The sequence below is a fragment of the Ralstonia flaminis genome (genome assembly GCF_958415495.1).
GTDB classification, from domain to species: domain Bacteria; phylum Pseudomonadota; class Gammaproteobacteria; order Burkholderiales; family Burkholderiaceae; genus Ralstonia; species Ralstonia flaminis.
Window position 1 is genome coordinate 232527 of sequence record NZ_CATZLL010000007.1, and the last position, 16074, is coordinate 248600.

The 16074-nt window shown below is 65.2% G+C and carries 13 protein-coding genes; 8 read left to right on the forward strand and 5 right to left on the reverse strand.

The window, feature by feature from the left end; all coding sequences use genetic code 11:
• The first annotated feature begins 21 nt into the window (after positions 1 to 21).
• The 3 genes from R2N11_RS13390 (at position 22) to cheZ (ending at position 2441) form a co-directional block, all read left to right on the forward strand.
• On the forward strand, positions 22 to 1149 hold the full coding sequence (locus R2N11_RS13390; protein ID WP_316681381.1) for a protein-glutamate methylesterase/protein-glutamine glutaminase: 1128 nt from the start codon (positions 22 to 24) through the stop codon (positions 1147 to 1149).
• 216 nt (positions 1150 to 1365) lie between these two features.
• On the forward strand, positions 1366 to 1767 hold the full coding sequence (gene cheY / locus R2N11_RS13395; protein WP_021192836.1) for a chemotaxis response regulator CheY: 402 nt from the start codon (positions 1366 to 1368) through the stop codon (positions 1765 to 1767).
• Positions 1767 to 2441, forward strand: coding sequence for a protein phosphatase CheZ (gene cheZ, locus R2N11_RS13400; RefSeq protein ID WP_199032019.1), 675 nt, complete (start codon positions 1767 to 1769; stop codon positions 2439 to 2441). The genes cheY and cheZ overlap by 1 nt, the downstream gene beginning before the upstream one ends.
• 87 nt (positions 2442 to 2528) lie before the next feature.
• Here cheZ and R2N11_RS13405 read toward each other — a convergent pair whose 3' ends face one another.
• The 4 genes from R2N11_RS13405 to R2N11_RS13420 all read right to left on the reverse strand — a co-directional run bounded on the left by R2N11_RS13405 (position 2529) and on the right by R2N11_RS13420 (position 7176).
• On the reverse strand, positions 2529 to 3614 hold the full coding sequence (locus tag R2N11_RS13405; protein WP_316681382.1) for a formylglycine-generating enzyme family protein: 1086 nt from the start codon (positions 3612 to 3614) through the stop codon (positions 2529 to 2531).
• Complete coding sequence (locus R2N11_RS13410) at positions 3614 to 5599, reverse strand: arylsulfatase (protein WP_316681383.1); 1986 nt, start codon at positions 5597 to 5599, stop codon at positions 3614 to 3616. The genes R2N11_RS13405 and R2N11_RS13410 overlap by 1 nt, the downstream gene beginning before the upstream one ends.
• Positions 5600 to 5762: 163 nt before the next feature.
• The gene (locus R2N11_RS13415; RefSeq protein ID WP_316681409.1) at positions 5763 to 6536 is read right to left on the reverse strand and encodes a hypothetical protein; all 774 of its coding nucleotides are present in this window, start codon (positions 6534 to 6536) and stop codon (positions 5763 to 5765) included.
• A 49-nt stretch (positions 6537 to 6585) separates the two neighbouring features.
• The gene (locus tag R2N11_RS13420; RefSeq protein ID WP_316681384.1) at positions 6586 to 7176 is read right to left on the reverse strand and encodes a hypothetical protein; all 591 of its coding nucleotides are present in this window, start codon (positions 7174 to 7176) and stop codon (positions 6586 to 6588) included.
• A gap of 264 nt (positions 7177 to 7440) precedes the next feature.
• Between R2N11_RS13420 and flhB the strand changes: the two genes are divergently transcribed.
• From flhB to R2N11_RS13445, 5 genes are all read left to right on the forward strand, one after another.
• On the forward strand, positions 7441 to 8604 hold the full coding sequence (gene flhB / locus R2N11_RS13425; RefSeq protein WP_316681385.1) for a flagellar biosynthesis protein FlhB: 1164 nt from the start codon (positions 7441 to 7443) through the stop codon (positions 8602 to 8604).
• 488 nt (positions 8605 to 9092) lie between these two features.
• Positions 9093 to 11192, forward strand: a complete 2100-nt coding sequence (flhA, locus tag R2N11_RS13430) for a flagellar biosynthesis protein FlhA (protein WP_199032015.1) — start codon at positions 9093 to 9095, stop codon at positions 11190 to 11192.
• Positions 11189 to 13042, forward strand: coding sequence for a flagellar biosynthesis GTPase FlhF (gene flhF, locus R2N11_RS13435; RefSeq protein ID WP_316681387.1), 1854 nt, complete (start codon positions 11189 to 11191; stop codon positions 13040 to 13042). Before flhA ends, flhF begins: the two co-directional genes overlap by 4 nt.
• 17 nt (positions 13043 to 13059) lie before the next feature.
• A complete protein-coding gene (locus tag R2N11_RS13440) occupies positions 13060 to 13851 on the forward strand; it encodes a MinD/ParA family ATP-binding protein (protein WP_199032013.1) in 792 nt (263 codons plus the stop codon).
• Between the two features lie 8 nt (positions 13852 to 13859).
• Positions 13860 to 14621: an RNA polymerase sigma factor FliA gene (locus tag R2N11_RS13445; protein ID WP_048933585.1), complete on the forward strand. Its 762-nt coding sequence runs from the start codon at positions 13860 to 13862 to the stop codon at positions 14619 to 14621.
• 30 nt (positions 14622 to 14651) lie between these two features.
• On the opposite strand, the gene R2N11_RS13450 is transcribed toward R2N11_RS13445, so the two are convergent.
• Entirely contained in the window at positions 14652 to 15749 is a 1098-nt protein-coding gene (locus R2N11_RS13450) for an MBL fold metallo-hydrolase (RefSeq protein ID WP_316681388.1), read from the reverse strand.
• Positions 15750 to 16074: the final 325 nt, after the last annotated feature.

The window sequence follows — 16074 nt, forward strand, 5'->3', positions numbered from 1 at the left end:
CCTGACCTTGCCCCCGAAAATATGAACGACAAACGCAAGATTCAGGTGCTGTGCATCGACGATTCCGCACTGATCCGCAGCATCCTGAAGGAGATCATCAACAGCCAGCCCGACATGGAGGTGGTGGGCGTGGCGCCGGACCCGATCATCGCGCGCGACCTCATCAAACAGACCAATCCGGATGTGCTGACGCTGGACGTCGAAATGCCGAAGATGGACGGCCTCGACTTCCTGGAAAAGCTCATGCGCCTGCGCCCGACGCCGGTGGTCATGATCTCCTCGCTGACCGAGCGCGGCTCGGAAGCCACGCTGCGTGCGCTGGAGTTGGGCGCGGTGGACTTCGTTGCCAAGCCCAAGCTGGGCATGCGCGACGGCATGAACGAATACGCCGACCAGATTGCCGACAAAATTCGTGCGGCGGCACGTGCGCGGCTGCGCCCGCGTACGGCGGCGCCCGCGGCCCACACAACCGCTGCGTCCCACGGCGCACACGTTCGCGCGGAGCACGCGCCTGCTGCCCCGGTGGCGCCGGCACAGGCCCGTACCCATTTCTCGTCGACGGAAAAGCTCATCATCGTGGGCGCGTCCACCGGCGGCACCGAGGCCATCAAGGATTTCCTGCTGGAAATGCCCCCTGATTGCCCCGGCATCCTGATCGTGCAGCACATGCCGGCGGGGTTCACCACCTCGTTTGCCAAGCGGCTCGATGGCCTGTGCCGCATCCGCGTGAAAGAAGCCGTGCACGGTGAACGTGTGCTGCCCGGCCACGCCTATATTGCCCCGGGCGACATGCACCTGTCGCTGGGCCGCAGCGGCGCCAACTACGTCACCGAGCTGGACCAGGGGCCGCCGGTCAACAGGCACCGCCCGGCGGTGGACGTGCTGTTCCGATCGGCAGCGCGCAACGCCGGGGCCAACGCGCTGGGCGTGATCCTGACAGGCATGGGTAAGGATGGCGCGGCCGGCATGCTGGAAATGCGCAACGCGGGCGCGTATAACGTCGCCCAGGACGAGGCCTCGTGCGTGGTCTACGGCATGCCCAAGGAAGCCGTGGCCCACGGCGGCGTGCACGAAGTCCTGCCGCTGTCGCAGATCGGCCCGCACGTGCTGGCCAAGCTGTCTGCACACGGTCGTGTGACGCGTGTGTAACTGGCACGATCCTGGCCCTGTGATGCACGCCGTACAACGTGTACGGCCGTGCTTCCCGGGCCAACCCCGGGTTGCCGGCTACGGATCGTGAACGGGTTCTCGCCCGCGAGGGGCCGGCCGATCAGGTCTGTGCTCAAGAATTGGCTCCAGGCGCCGATAACTCTGCCTAGGAAGCCCGAAACCCCCCAATTCAGTTAGTTTGCGGAGATTGTGTCCATGGACAAGAGCCAGTACCGATTCCTCGTCGTCGACGATTTCCCGACGATGCGCCGGATCGTGCGTAACCTGCTCAAGGAACTCGGTTTTGCCAACGTCGACGAGGCCGAAGACGGCGCCGCCGGCCTGGCCAAGGTCAAGGAAGGCCGTTTCGATTTCGTGATCTCGGACTGGAACATGCCCAACATGGATGGCCTGCAGATGCTGCAGAGCATCCGAGGCGACGCCAACCCGGTCATCAGCAAGCTGCCGGTGCTGATGGTGACGGCCGAAGCCAAGAAGGAAAACATCATTGCTGCCGCCCAGGCAGGCGCCAACGGCTACGTGGTCAAGCCCTTTACCGCTGCCACGCTGGACGAAAAGCTGGGCAAGATTTTCGAGAAGATCGAAAAGGGGGCGTGATGAGCGAGATGCATGATGGCGCGCATTCCGGCACCCAAGCGCCAGCCACCGAAGGTGTGGATCACGCCGACATGCCGGAGATGCTCCAGCGCATCGGCCACCTCACGCGCATGTTGCGTGAAAGCATGCGCGAGCTGGGCCTGGACAAAGGTGTGGAGAAGGCTGCATCGGCCATTCCCGACGCGCGTGACCGCCTGAACTACATCGCCAACATGACCGAGCAGGCGGCCACCCGCGTGCTCAACGCCATCGATGCGGCACGCCCCGTGCAAGACGCGCTGGAATCCGACGCCGAGGCGCTGGTCAACCGCTGGCAATCGTGGATGGACCGCCAACTGGGCGATGAGGAAATCCGCGAGCTGGTCGGCCAGACCAACGGCTTCTTGCGCAGCGTTCCGGAAAAGACGCGCGACACCAACCAGCAGCTCATGGAAATCCTGATGGCTCAGGATTTTCAGGATCTGACCGGCCAGGTGATCAAGAAGGTGCTGGATGTCGTGCAACTGATCGAAAGTCAGTTGGTTGGCATCCTGTTGGAGAACGCGCCTGAGCATCTGCGCACGGAAGCATCGTCGACGTCGCTGCTGAATGGCCCGCAGATCAACCCGGACCACCCGGACGTGGTCGGTAGCCAGGAACAGGTGGACGACCTGTTGGAAAGCCTCGGCTTCTGAGATCGGGTGACGAATCGGCTGCCAAGGCTCCCCGTTTGCTGCCAGCGCCCGCCACTTTGGCGGGCGTTTTCGTTTCCGGGGCCGTACTCAGTCGCGCAGAATCGTCCGGAACCCGATGTGCGCAGCAGGCAGGTCGGCCTCCTGCGCCTCACGCGCCGAGGCCCGATAGCGCACGCAAAAATCCGGTGAGCACAGGAACGAGCCCCCCTTGATCACCGTCGGCCGGTTCGGCTGGTTGCTGTTCTGGCCGAAGCGCTGTGGCTGGTCCAACACAGCCACCGCACGGGTGTCGCCATTTGCGTGCGACTGATGCGGGCCGGTGTAGGCATCGCGCGTCCATTCCCACACGTTGCCGATCATGTCGTACAGCGCGAAGCCGTTGGCGGCATAGCAGCCGACCGGGCCAATGCCGGCGTGGCCGTCCTCCGCCGTGTCGAGCACGGGGAAGATGCCCTGCCAGTAGTTGGCGCCGGGTTTGCCATTGCCGTCTCGCGGAGCCGTCTCCAGGTCGGCACCGTCCTGCCCGGCCTTGCCGGCGTATTCCCATTCCGCTTCGGTGGGCAGGTCGCGGCCGAGCCAGTGTGCGTAGGCCAGCGCATCGGCTTGGGTGACACGCGTTACGGGCTGGTTATCGACATCGATGAGCTTGCTGTCCGGCCCGGTCGGGTGTCGCCAGTCCGCGCCCTTCACCCAGCGCCACCACGCGTACGGGCGCGCCTGCAGTTCTGCCGTGTCCGGCACGTGGAAGACCACCGCGCCACCCTGGCGTTCGGCGTCGGTCACGTACCCGGTGGTAGCGACGAAGGTGGCGAACTGCGCGTTGGTCACCTCGGTCTGGTCGATCCAGAAGCCGCTCACGCGCGTCTTGCCAGCGCCTTGGGCGGGGCGTTCGTCCGGATAACCCAGCGTGGTGCCGAAGGTGAAGCTGCCACTGCTCACATGCACCATGCCGGCCCGCGTGTCCTGGCGCCAGCCTGGCGGTAGACCCGCGTAGTGGGCGCAGGCGTTTGCGGTGCCCAGCGGCGGGCGTGGCGTGGTGTGCGCGCCGACCACGTTGGCTGCGCGTGCCGCCATGTTGCCGCCGGCTGGGTGCAGCAGCACGGTGCCGGCTGCTGCCAGCGCCGCGCCCGCCAGCACCCAGCGCACGCGCCTGGTGCTATGAACGGCGCCCATCAGTAGAACCCGCGCGGGCGCAGTGGCTCCACACCGCCAACGCTGCGCATGTAGTCCTGCCATTGCTGGTACAGCGTGGCCGCCACATCCGGATATTGCGCGGATACGTCTGTCGTCTCGCCGCGGTCCTTGGAGATATCGAAGAGCTGCCAGTGGCCATCCGCAACGCCCAGCGGCGGTTCCGTCCACAGCGCTTTCCAGCGGCCGTCTGCACTGCGCAGGTAGGCGCGGCCGTACGACTCGTCACCGAAGGGCTGGGTGTGGATCGGGCCAGCATCGGCGGACTGTTTGATCGACGCCAGCAGCGACACCCCCGTCACCGGATACACCGCGCGGTTGCCGTATTGCACCTTGCCCTTGTTCTGGTCGACACCGTTGCCATCCACGGCCGGTTGCGCCGGTGTGCTGGGCGGTGCGATGCCGGCCACGGCCAGGAAGGTGGCGGTGTTGTCCGTCACGTGCGTAAAACGCGTGATGGGCGGCAGCGCCTGCGTCTGGCCCGGCAGGCGCACGATGGCCGGCACGGAAACACCGCCTTCAGCCGCATGCCCCTTGACCAGATTGAACGGCGTGGCGCTCACCTCGGCCCAGCGCAGGCCGTATTGCAGGCGTTGCGCGTTGGCCTGGCCGTTGTCGGTGCCGAGCTTGGAGTAGACCGGGTCGGTGGCGTTGGCTTCATCCGTGGCTTTCGGGTCGGCGCCCGAGTCGATCGGCCAGCCTTCCGCACCGTTGTCCGACTGGAACATGATGAAGGTGTTGTCGTACTCGCCAATGTCTTTCAGGTGCTGGATCAGCAGGCCGATGTTGTAGTCGAGGTTCTCGACCATGCCGGCGTAGATCTCCATGTAGCGCGCCTGCGCCTTGCGCTCCAGCGGCGTGAGGTCGCTCCACTTCTTGTTGACGTAGCCGGGGCCGTAGTCGGTATAGCCCTGCGCGGGGCCGTGGTTGGCGTTGATGTAGCGCGCGTTGGCCGTGCCGTTGTTGGGCGAGGCGGGCGAGCGCGCGGTCGTGCCGGGCAGGCCGGCAAACGGGGTGAAGTCGGCCGGGATTAGCCCCGCCGCCTTCTGTCGCGCAATGCGTGCGTTGCGGATGGCGTCGTAGCCCGCGTCATAGCGGCCGGCGTACTTGTGCAGCCACGGGTCCGGCACCTGCAGCGGCCAGTGCGGCGAGGTATAGGCCGCATAGGCGAAGAACGGTTTGCCGTCGCCCTTGTGCGAGTCGATGTAGCTGATCAGCTTCTGTGTGTAGAAGTCCGTCGAATAGAACACCGCCGGGCTGCCGCCGGTGCCACCCGGTTGCCCAGGCTGGCCGGGCTGCACGTAGACGCCGTCTTCCGTGTAGTTCTTGGCGTTGGCGTTCTCATGCCCGAAGTGGTTGCTGGCCGCGCCCGGCAGCAGCGCATACGAGCGCTCAAAGCCCCATTGGTCGGGCGTCTTGCCCAGGTTGGCGGCGCTGCCCGGAATACCGTTGCCCAGGTGCCACTTGCCGGCCATGTAGGTGTGATAACCGTCGTCCTTGAGCAGTTGCGCAACCGACAGCGAGCGGTCGTTCAGATACCCCTCGTAGCCCGGCAGGCCGGCGCGCTCGTCGTTGGGCGCGCCCATGGTGCCTTCGCCGACGAGGTGGTGATCGGTGCCCGAGATGAGCATCGCGCGCGTGATGGCACAGACGGTGCCGGCGTGATGGTTGGTCAGCAGCCGGCCCGATTGCACCAGCGCATCGAGGTTGGGCGTGTCGATCTCCCCGCCCATGGCATGGATGTCGGAATAGCCGAGGTCGTCGGCCATGATGTAGAGGATGTTGGGCTTGCGCGCAGGCGTGGTGGGCTGCGTGGGCGTGCTGCTGTCGGCCACGGTACCGGCAGATGTACCGGGCGGCGAATCACTGCCGCAGGCAGTGAGTGTGGCAATGGCGCCAGCAAGCAGCGCAGCCAGCGCACGTTGATGCAAGGGCAAGGCAGGGGAGATGGCTCGGTCGGGTGACATGACGGTTGGTCCGTTCTGGTTTGAAAAGAACGGGTCATGCTATGGACGCGCCCTGCATAAGGCCACGAAGTTTTCCGCAGGTCGATATGACGCCGTGAGCGTCTTGCTGCTGCGGTGCAGGCGTGCGGCGCGATTGCGAACCGCACGTCTGCTCAGTCCTGCGTCAGTTGCGGGCCTGCTGGGATACCTGCGACACGATCTGCCCCGCCGCGCTGTAGCTCGTGTTCAGGTAGATCTTCGAGAACGAGTGCCCCAGCGCATCCGACAGCGGGTGCCAGCCGATCGAGTAGTTGGCGGGCAGCACCGTCTGCACCAGGCTCAATGCGCCGATCACCGTATCGGAATGCGACGTCAGATAGGTCGACCCCGGCAGTTGATAGCGCGCCGCATTCCCCACGTTGACCGCGCTGATCCTGCCTTGCGCCTGGTCCGGCCCCGTCACCAGCAGGTTGATCTCGAAGTTGGTGTACAGCGTGCCCTGCGAATGGCCGACCAGCACGACCTTGCGCTGCGCCTTCAGATAGTTGCGGTACTGGTTCAGGTGGTCCGGCAGTTCCGGAATGTCGTTCTTCGTGAGGATGTCGATGTACTTCTGCTGCAGCGTCGCATTCATGCCGCTGGCCGGCAGGCTGTTACCGTCGATGGCGCGCCAGAAATCGGCCGGGCTCGACCCTTCCACGGCCTTCTGCTTGAACACCTGGTAGATGTCACTGAAGAACCCCTGCGTGGCGTTGTACGCGTTGCCGTAGAGGTAGGTGTTGTTCTTGTCGCGCGCATTGAGCTGGGTCTTGAGCACCTGCAGGTTGGCCACCGCATCATCAAACGTGGTGTTGATGCCGTTGACGAACACGATGGCAGATCCGGGCGCGGCCGAGATGGCACTCAGTGGCGCGGCAAGCAGCGAACCGGCGAGCACGATGGTGGCAAGTCTCTTCATCTTCATGCAGCAGTCTCCTTGGTGGCGTGGGTGAAGTCAGGCGGGAAACTCAGTTCGGCAGCGCGGCCGGATCGAAACTGCACGAGGCGGCGCCGGGGTCGTCGAAGTACTGGCCGCCTGCCAGCGCCTGGAAGCGCAGGTAGGCCGTTGTGTCGCTGTCGTTGTCGAGCATGACCGCGCGTGCTGCCTTGATGCGGTCGAGCATCGTCTGCTGGTCGATGCCGGTTCTGGCGAGCACGCCGGGGCCCAGTGCGCAGGCGATGCCCTTGGCGATTTCGTTACCAGCCAGCTTGGCGTCCTGCGGGCCGCGCACGTCGTTGACGGCCTGGCTCCAGCCGTAGGCGATCTGCATGAGGGCCTGGCGCGTGGCGGCGGAATTGGGGTATTCGCGGGCGAGGTAGTCGGTAAAGCGGGGCGGCAGTGGGCGCTCGGGAGGCGGCGGTGGCTTGTATGCGGGGGCGGCCTGCGTTGGTGGCGTGCCGGCAGGGGCCGGGGCGGGCGAGGGCGGCGTGGCCGCAGCGGCTTGTCTTGGCGGATCGGCCGGCTGAGCATCAGCGGCATCGGCCGAAAACAGCCGCACCCCTGCAAAGACCAGTACTGCCGCCGCCAGGATGGCCCCGGCCTTGAACTGCCACCGCATATCCGCTCCTGCATGATGAGGTTGGACTGCCCGACATACCCGTACCGCGCGTGCCACGGCGCACGTGGTTGCGGCGCATGGTAGCGGCCATGGCAGGGTGTTTGGTTAGGCCAGTGTTACCAAACAGTTGTTTGGAGGTTTGCGCGGTGGCGGACGGTCATTTCATGGAAAAAGCCTGTCTGAGACGGTGTTCTCTGCGCTTTAGCGGGCGCCTGTTGCCGGAATAATGCGACCGTCCAGTCATCCATCTCTCGCACGCCCGGCATGTCCGACGATAGCGATCTCGAAAAAACCGAAGCCGCCTCTCCGCGGCGCCTCGAGCAGGCGCGCGAAGAGGGCGACGTTCCCAAATCAAGGGAACTGGGTTCGTTCGCCCTGATGGCCGTCAGTGCCGGCGGGCTGTGGGTGATGGGCGAGTCGATCGTGCGCGCAGCGTCGGCGTTTCTGGCGCGCTGTCTGGAATTCCACCGCTACGACTACACCCGGGCGCAGGACCAGTGGACCTACATCGGCACACAGTTCACGCCGCTGGCCACGGTGCTGGGCGGGTTGATCCTCATGCTGATCGTGGCTGCGCTCACGCCGCTGGCGCTCACGCGCGGGGCGATTTCGTTCAAGCCGCTGGAGCTGGACATCTCGCGCCTGTTCAAGCTGCAGGGCCTGACGCGCATGTTTTCAGTGGAAGGGCTGCTGGAGCTGCCCCGGCTGCTGCTCAAGCTCGCGTTGGTGGGCGGCGTCGCCTGGGGGCTGATCCTGCATTACCGGGGGGAGTTCATGGAACTGCCCCAGCAGGACCTGCGCACTGCCATGGGCGATGTCATGCACGTGGCCGGTGTGGCGTTTCTCTGCATGGCCGCGGTGATGCTGCTGGTGGCCGCCGTGGATGTGCCGCTGGCGCTATGGCAATACGCCCGCAAGCACCGGATGACCAAGGAAGAAGTGCGCAAGGAGCACCGTGAGTCTGAGGGGGATCCGCACCTCAAGGGGCGCATTCGCGCGATGCAGCGCCAGGCGGCCACGCGCCGCATGATGGCCGACGTGCCCAAGGCCGACGTGATCGTCACCAACCCGGTCCACTACGCCGTGGCGCTGCGCTATTCCGAGAAAGAGGGCGGCGCGCCGCGCGTGCTGGCCAAGGGCGCCGATCTGGTGGCGGCCAAGATCCGCGAGCTGGGCACCGAGCACAAGATTCCCATCCTGGAAGCGCCGCCGCTGGCCCGTGCGCTGTACCGCCATACCGAGATCGGCCACCAGATTCCCGAGGCGCTTTACGCTGCCGTGGCGGAAGTCCTGGCCTATGTCTACCAGTTGCGCCGTATGCATCAGGTGGGCGGCCGTGCGCCGAAACGTCCGACCGACCTGCCGGTGCCCGCCGATATGGACCCGGGGCCACGACCCGGACCGGACGACGAGCAGGACGAGGCCTGAGCTTCCGTTTCTGTCGCGCTGTCTGGGGCGGGGGCTTGAACAGCCGAGTGCGGGGCTTCAACCTCCGAGTCTGCACCTATTAGGTGCATCAATGGACCTGCGACCTCCGACGTCGGACCTTTCGAGGTCCGATGCCGCCTCTTTTTTGTCCACCTTCGTACGTTTTACCTCCAGCGCCGGGGCTTTGAGGTCCGAGAGCGGACCTCGGCCGGTGCGCCGCCGGAGCTTGGAGGTCCGCGCACGGACCAAAAGGGGGCGTGGCCGCAGCTCAAAGGTCCGCCGGCGGACCTTTGAGGCCCAGCGCGGATTCTCCGTCATGCGGCCCCGGGATAGGGCTGGGCGGCGCCGCTGACGGCTTCCGCACCCCCCGGCGGGAGGGTATTTCAAAGAAAAGCCGCCTTTTGGGCGGCTTTCTCGCTTCTTCGATTTGGCGGCACCCCCGGCAAGATGGCATCCATCGAAAAGCCCCCCGCTTCCCGTACCTCCAGATGAACGCCGCACTGCTCCGAGTCTCCAGCTTCCTGCGCCAGGGCGACTACCGCTCGGCCGCCGGCCCGGTGCTGATCATCCTGATCCTGGCGATGATGGTGCTGCCGCTGCCGCCGTTCATCCTCGACCTGCTGTTCACGTTCAACATCGCGCTGTCGATCATCGTGCTGCTGATCAGCATGCACACGCTGCGGCCGCTGGATTTCTCGTCGTTCCCCAGCATTCTGCTGATCACCACGTTGATGCGGCTGTCGCTCAACGTGGCGTCCACCCGCGTGGTGCTGATGGAAGGCCACACCGGCCCGGACGCCGCCGGCAAGGTGATCGAAGCCTTCGGTCACTTCCTGGTGGGCGGCAACTACACCGTCGGTATCGTGCTGTTTGTCATCCTGGTGATCATCAACTTCATGGTGATCAGCAAGGGCGCGGGCCGGATCGCCGAGGTCAGCGCGCGCTTCACGCTCGATGCCATGCCCGGCAAGCAGATGGCGATTGACGCCGACCTGAACGCCGGCCTGATCCGCGAAGACGAAGCCCGCAAGCGCCGCACCACGATCGCCCAGGAAGCCGAATTCTTCGGCTCCATGGACGGTGCCAGCAAATTCGTGCGTGGCGACTCGGTGGCCGGTATTGCCATTCTGCTGATCAATATCATCGGCGGCCTGGCCGTGGGCGTGCTCCAGCACAACATGGACATTGGCCACGCCGCGACCAACTACACGCTGCTGACCATCGGCGACGGCCTGGTCGCGCAGATTCCGGCGCTGGTGATCTCCACCGCGGCGGGCATCATGGTCAGCCGCGTCTCCACCGACAAGGACATCGGCCAGCAACTGTCGACCGAGCTGTTCGGCATGCCCACGGTACTGCTGACCACTGCCGGTGTGATCGGCCTGCTGGGTTTGGTGCCGGGCATGCCGCACATCCCGTTCATTCTGTTTGGCGGCGGTCTGGGCTACCTGGGCTGGTATTTGAAGAAGCGCCGCGAGATTCCCGAGCCGGAACCGGTGCTGCAGGCCATCGCCCCCGTCGATACGCCCGAGGCAAGCTGGGACGACGTCTCCTGGGTCGATGTGCTGGGCCTGGAGATCGGCTACCGCCTGATTCCGCTGGTCGACAAGAGCCAGGACGGCGAGCTGCTGCGCCGCATCAAGGGCATCCGCAAGAAATTCACGCAGGACATGGGCTTCCTGGCGCCGGTTGTGCACATTCGCGACAACCTGGAGCTGGGCCCGTCGTCGTACCGCATCACGCTCAAGGGCGTGGAGATCGGCAGCGGCGAGGTGCAGCAGGGCAAGTTCCTGGCCATCAACCCAGGCGGTCAGGAGGGGCATGGTGGGCGGTTGGGCACGCAACTGCCGGGCACCCCCACCGTCGACCCGACCTTCGGTCTGCCGGCCATGTGGATCACCGCCGATGTGCGCGATCGCGCGCAAGCCGAGGGCTATACGGTGGTCGATTGCAGCACGGTCATCGCCACGCACGTCAATCAGTTGATTTACACCCATAGCACCGAGCTTCTCGGCCGTTTGGAAGTGCAGCAGTTGCTCGATCATTTGGCCAAGGAAGCACCGAAGCTGGTCGAAGACGTTGTGCCCAAGCTGTTGCCCGTCGCGACCGTGCAGAAGGTGCTGCAGAACCTGCTGGACGAAGGCCTGCACATCCGCGATATCCGCACCATCGTCGAGACGCTGGCGGAGCACGGAGGCAAGACGCAAGACCCCGCCGAACTCACCGCCGCTGTGCGGATCGCGCTGGGTCGGGCAATCGCACAGCATCTGTTTCCGACCAAGAACGAAATGCAGGTCGTCACGCTCGACCCGAATCTGGAGAACATCTTGCTGCAAAGCATTGTTGGCGGAAACGCCGGCCCGATCGAACCGCAACTGGCCGACTCGCTCATGCAGGCCGCCGCGGATTCTTCGCGCCAATACGAACAGATGGGCCAGACGGGCGTCCTGCTCGTGCCGCCCGCGCTGCGCCCGATGCTGGCCCGCTTGTTCAAGCGCGCCGCACCCAGCCTGCGCGTGCTGTCACACGCTGAAATTCCAGATCACCGAACGATTAAGGTTGTCGCCATGCTTGGAGGCCGCGCATGAAAATGCATCGATTCACCGGACTGACGTCGCGCGACGTGTTGCGTAAAGTGCGCGACCAGTTGGGCGACGACGCGCTGATCCTCTCGAACCGCGCCGTGCCGGGCGGCATCGAAGTCATCGCCGCTTCCGATACCCACCTGGATGCGCTGGTCGATACCCACTCGACCGCGCCGAGGGCCGCACAACGCCGCCCGAGCATGCCGGCTCCGATTCCAGAGCCCGCACCAGTGGCCGAGGCCGCCGCTCAGGCACCCGCAGAGCCGCAGGCACCGGTGCAAGCCGAGGCGGGGGCTGAAGCATCGCCCGCACCCAATGCGCTGGCCCGTCTGCGCAATCGCTTTGCCGCAGCGCGCCGTGTCGCCGTTGCCCACGCGCCGGCACAGGAAGAGGCCCCTGCCGCACCGGTTGCCGGCCGCAAGCTGCAAGCACGCGTGGATGATGATGTTGTGCTCGGCGAATCGGAAACGCTGCTGGGTGTGGATCCGCTGGTCGCCTCCACCCGCATGCTGGCAGGCCTCTCGCTGGATCGCGCCAATGAAGATGCTGCGCAGACGCTGGCCAGCACGGCCCAGTTCATCGCCCGCCGCACCGTCGTGCCGGAAGACGAGCCTGTCGAACAGATGATGCGCCCGGCCGCCCGGGCAAGTGCGCAGGCAGACCAGCCGACGACGCTGCGCTCGTTTGCCGAGCGTGTGGAAGCCCAGGCGCGTGCAGTGCGCGCCGAGCAGCAGATTGCCCGCCCGCAACCGCAGGTTGAGACCGCCAAGCCGGCCGACATCTTCGTCCGCATGGAGGATTCGATGCCCAAACCTGACGCCGAGCGCGACGACGTGAGCCTGCAGCGTTCGACCATCAAGGCCGACATCAAGGCTGAAACCGATGCCATGACCCGCCGCATGGTGGGTGAGATCGAAACGCTCAAGAGCACGCTGACCGACGCAATGTCGAGCCTGGCCTCGCTGGGTGTGAAGCTGGGCGATCCGGTGCGCACGCGTCTGTTCCAGACCATGCTGAACGCGGGCTTCTCGGCGCAGCTCACGCGCTACGTGCTGGAGAACATGCCGCAGCACGACACGTATGAAGGTGCGCTGGACTTCGTGCAGCGTGCCATTGAAAAGAACCTGACCACCGTGTCGGATGAAAACAGCCTGCTCGACCAGGGCGGCGTGTTTGCCCTGATGGGCCCGACCGGCGTGGGCAAGACCACCACCACCGCCAAGCTGGCTGCGCGCTTCGTACTGCGCCACGGCGCTTCGCGCGTGGCACTGCTGTCGACTGACAGCTACCGGATCGGTGGCCACGAACAACTGCGCATCTACGGCAAGATCCTTGGCGTCTCGGTGCATGCCGTGAAAGACGCGCAAGACCTGAGCCTGGCGCTCAACGATCTGCGCGAAAAGCACGTGGTGCTGATCGACACCATTGGTATGAGCCAGCGTGATCGCGCGGTGTCCGAGCAGATGGCAATGCTGCATGCCGTGGGCCCGTCGATCAAGCGCCTGCTGCTGCTGAACGCCGCAAGCAACGGCAAGACGCTCGATGAGGTGGTGAGCGCCTACCGCGATGCCAACCTGGCCGGCTGCATCCTGACCAAGATCGACGAGGCCGCATCGGTGGGCCACGCGATGGACGTGATGATCCGCCGCCGCCTGCCGCTGCACTACGTGTCGTACGGCCAGCGCGTGCCGGAGGACATTGCAGTACCGAACAAGAAGCTGCTGATCCATCGCAGCTTCCGTGCAAGTGCCGAGCAATCGTCGTTCGCGCTGGATTCGGATGAATCGCTGCTGGTGGCGCAAGGCGCCGCACGCAGCCGCGAACCGGGCCTGGCCGCTTTCGATTTCGCATAAAGAACAAAGAGGGGACCATGACGACCCCATTCGCCAAGGACCAGGCCGCCGGGCTGCGCCGCATGCTCGGCCAGGTGGCAAGCCGCCGTGTGCTGGTGATCGGTGCAGAGGAGCAGATCGACGACTTTGTCGACAACCTGCGCATTGCACTGTCCGCCATGGGCCGCGACGCCGCTGTGGTGAGCGCGCAGACCATGCTGGCCGTGGCCGGCATGCTCGAGCAGCACGACAGCAGTGCCGACGTGACGCTGGTGGCGGGGCATTTTGGCACCCGCGCGCTGGGCACGGTGGCCGAAGCCTGCGACGACGTACTGCTGGTTTTCTCCGATGGCCCGGAAGGTATCAAGAGCGCGTACACGCTGCTCAAGAAGACCGCAGGGCTGCAGGGCGGCGCGGGTATCCGCACGGTGGTCTGCGGCGCGCATTCGGTCGACTCCGCTGTGCGCGTGTTCGGCAACCTGGCCAACACGGTGGGGCAGTACCTGAACACCCGTATCGACTTTGCAGGTTATCTGCCGGAAGACCGGCATGTAGAACTGGCGCTCTCGCTCGGCAAGCCCGTGGCGAGCGCGTTTCCCGCATCGCCCTCGGCCATGGCCTTCCGCCAGCTTGCCGAAGAGATGCTGAGCTGGGCCAGCGCCGAGGCCCAGGCCGCTGATGTCGCCGGTAGCACGGCGGCGTCGCGGGTGATGGTATCGGCGCAAGAACCGACTCAGGCAACGGCAGATGCGTCGGCAGAAGCAACGTCAATATCGGCACCCCCAGCGACGCCCCGCGCCTGTGCGCACGCGGCTGAGATGGTTTATTGAGGCGCACCATGAACGAAGCGCCAAAGGCAGGCATGGATATGTACACCGCAACCGGTCGCAAGACCAAGTCCGACGAGATGGCGACGTATGCACCGCTGGTACGCCGCATTGCCAACCAGATGATGGTGAAGCTGCCGGCCAGCGTCGAACTCGACGATCTGATCCAGGCCGGCATGATGGGCTTGCTCGATGCGCTGTCGCGCTATGAAGAAACGCAGGGCGTGCAGTTCGAGTTCTACGCTGCCCAGCGGATTCGCGGCGCGATCCTGGACGAGCTGCGTGGCTCCGACTGGCTGCCGCGTGGGCTGCGCCGCAATGCCCGCACGATCGAGCAGGCGATCCAGAAGCTGCAGCAGCAGAAAGGCCGCGCGCCCACCGAAACCGAGATTGCCGCCGCGCTGAACATGTCGCTGGCCGACTACCAGAAGCAACTGGTCGACCTACAAGGCAGCCAGCTCCTGTACTACGAAGATTTCGACCGCGAAGACGCCGACGCCTTCATCGAGAACCGCGCCGCAGAGAACGACTCCACGCCGCTGGACCAGTTGCTGGACCACGATCTGCGCGAATCGGTGGTGGCCGCCATCGAAGGCTTGCCCGAGCGTGAGAAGCTGATGATGAGCCTCTACTACGAGCAGGACCTGAACCTGCGTGAGATCGGCGCTGTGATGGGGGTGTCGGAGTCGCGCGTGTGCCAGATCCACAGCCAGGCGATTGCACGCATCCGCGCCCGTCTGCGTGACCGTGCATGGCTGCCGACACCGACCTGATGCCGGCTTAGCGGCTCTCAGTCCCTAGCGTTACCTGCCAGACAATGACTGCGCGGCCAGCGAGTCATCTCGCGGCCGCGCTTTTTCTTTGGGCAATGCGGTGACAAGGCGTTGGGCCGCTGCATCCCATACGCGTGTCTCACCGTGCTTGAAGAGAGCGAAGCGTTCTGCGGGAACGTCGGCCACCTTCAATGCAGCAGCCAGATCGGCGATGGGCTGGTCCAGCGGTTCGTCCGTCAGTGCGAACGTGCCCCAATGGATGCCCACCGCCTGCCGCGCGCCGATGTCTTGCATGACCTGCACCGCCTCGGTCGGGTCGATGTGCTGTGCCTTCATGAACCAACGCGGCTCGTAGGCGCCCACGGCAATCGCTGCCACATCAAAGTGGCCGAACCGCGCGCCAATGTCGCGTGTGTCCTGCGAATACCCCAGATCGCCCGAGAACCAGAAACGCAGGCGCGGATGCAGCAATGCCCAACTGCCCCACAGCGTCTGGTTGCGGTCGTACAGGCCGCGTGCGGACCAATGCTGCACGGAGCAGAAGTGCGCGGTGAAGGGGCCGAAGTTGGCCTCATCGTCCCAGTCGAAGGCGCGTACGTTGGGGTTGTCACCGCTGAGGCGCGTGCCCCGCACGTTGCGCGCGAACCAGTGGTCGATGCCCAGCGGCACGAAAAACATCGGCGCGCCGCCGGGCTGGCGCATCAGCGCCCGCACGCTGGCTTTATCCAGATGGTCGTAGTGGTTGTGCGAGATCAGCACCAGGTCGATATGCGGCAACTGCTTGAGCGAGAGGCCCGGCGGTTGGTGCCGGCGCGGGCCGGCAAACGGCAGCGGCGAGGCACGCTCGGAGAACACCGGATCGGTCAGCACGTTCAGCCCGTCAATCTGGAGCAGCAGCGTCTCGTGGCCGATCCAGGTGAGCTGCGGCACGTCGGGCGGCTGGTGCACCGCGGTCAGGTTGGGGGCAATGCAGGAGAGGTCCAGCGTGGGCGGCTTGGGGAGCCCTGACTTGCGGCGCTCGCGTTGCCATTTCCAGAAGTCGCCGCCGGGGTGCGGATGGGGGTAGCGGTTGCGGAAGCCGTCCGGCGTGTGGTGAGGCTTGGCCGGATCATAGTGAGGGTTCTTCATAGCATCGCTGGGGATGGACGAGTCCCGCAGTTGAGGGAACCCGCTTGAATATCAAGGAATATCAAGTTGTGTTGTTTCTTGAACATTGGGTGAGACGCTGCCTAGGCTGAAACCGCCTCGCCGAGGCGCGCTGCACAGCACATTCCGCTATGGAGTCGCGGCAGTCAAACCTTCCTCAAGGACCACAATGGATTCATCTCATCACTTGGCCGGGCAAACCGACGTTACGGACGTGCCCGAAGCGCATAAAAAAAGGGGACCACTCATTATTTGACAGGTTGTCAGGAACCGGCGGGTTGCAGGCAGACCGTTCTGCTGGCAGATG

Coding starts and splice junctions, on each gene's coding strand:
- R2N11_RS13390 (WP_316681381.1), top strand. CDS start 22: ATGAACGACAAACGCAAGATTCAGGTGCTGTGCATCGACGATTCCGCA.
- cheY (WP_021192836.1), top strand. CDS start 1,366: ATGGACAAGAGCCAGTACCGATTCCTCGTCGTCGACGATTTCCCGACG.
- cheZ (WP_199032019.1), top strand. CDS start 1,767: ATGAGCGAGATGCATGATGGCGCGCATTCCGGCACCCAAGCGCCAGCC.
- R2N11_RS13405 (WP_316681382.1), bottom strand. CDS start 3,614: ATGGGCGCCGTTCATAGCACCAGGCGCGTGCGCTGGGTGCTGGCGGGC.
- R2N11_RS13410 (WP_316681383.1), bottom strand. CDS start 5,599: ATGTCACCCGACCGAGCCATCTCCCCTGCCTTGCCCTTGCATCAACGT.
- R2N11_RS13415 (WP_316681409.1), bottom strand. CDS start 6,536: ATGAAGAGACTTGCCACCATCGTGCTCGCCGGTTCGCTGCTTGCCGCG.
- R2N11_RS13420 (WP_316681384.1), bottom strand. CDS start 7,176: ATGCGGTGGCAGTTCAAGGCCGGGGCCATCCTGGCGGCGGCAGTACTG.
- flhB (WP_316681385.1), top strand. CDS start 7,441: ATGTCCGACGATAGCGATCTCGAAAAAACCGAAGCCGCCTCTCCGCGG.
- flhA (WP_199032015.1), top strand. CDS start 9,093: ATGAACGCCGCACTGCTCCGAGTCTCCAGCTTCCTGCGCCAGGGCGAC.
- flhF (WP_316681387.1), top strand. CDS start 11,189: ATGAAAATGCATCGATTCACCGGACTGACGTCGCGCGACGTGTTGCGT.
- R2N11_RS13440 (WP_199032013.1), top strand. CDS start 13,060: ATGACGACCCCATTCGCCAAGGACCAGGCCGCCGGGCTGCGCCGCATG.
- R2N11_RS13445 (WP_048933585.1), top strand. CDS start 13,860: ATGAACGAAGCGCCAAAGGCAGGCATGGATATGTACACCGCAACCGGT.
- R2N11_RS13450 (WP_316681388.1), bottom strand. CDS start 15,749: ATGAAGAACCCTCACTATGATCCGGCCAAGCCTCACCACACGCCGGAC.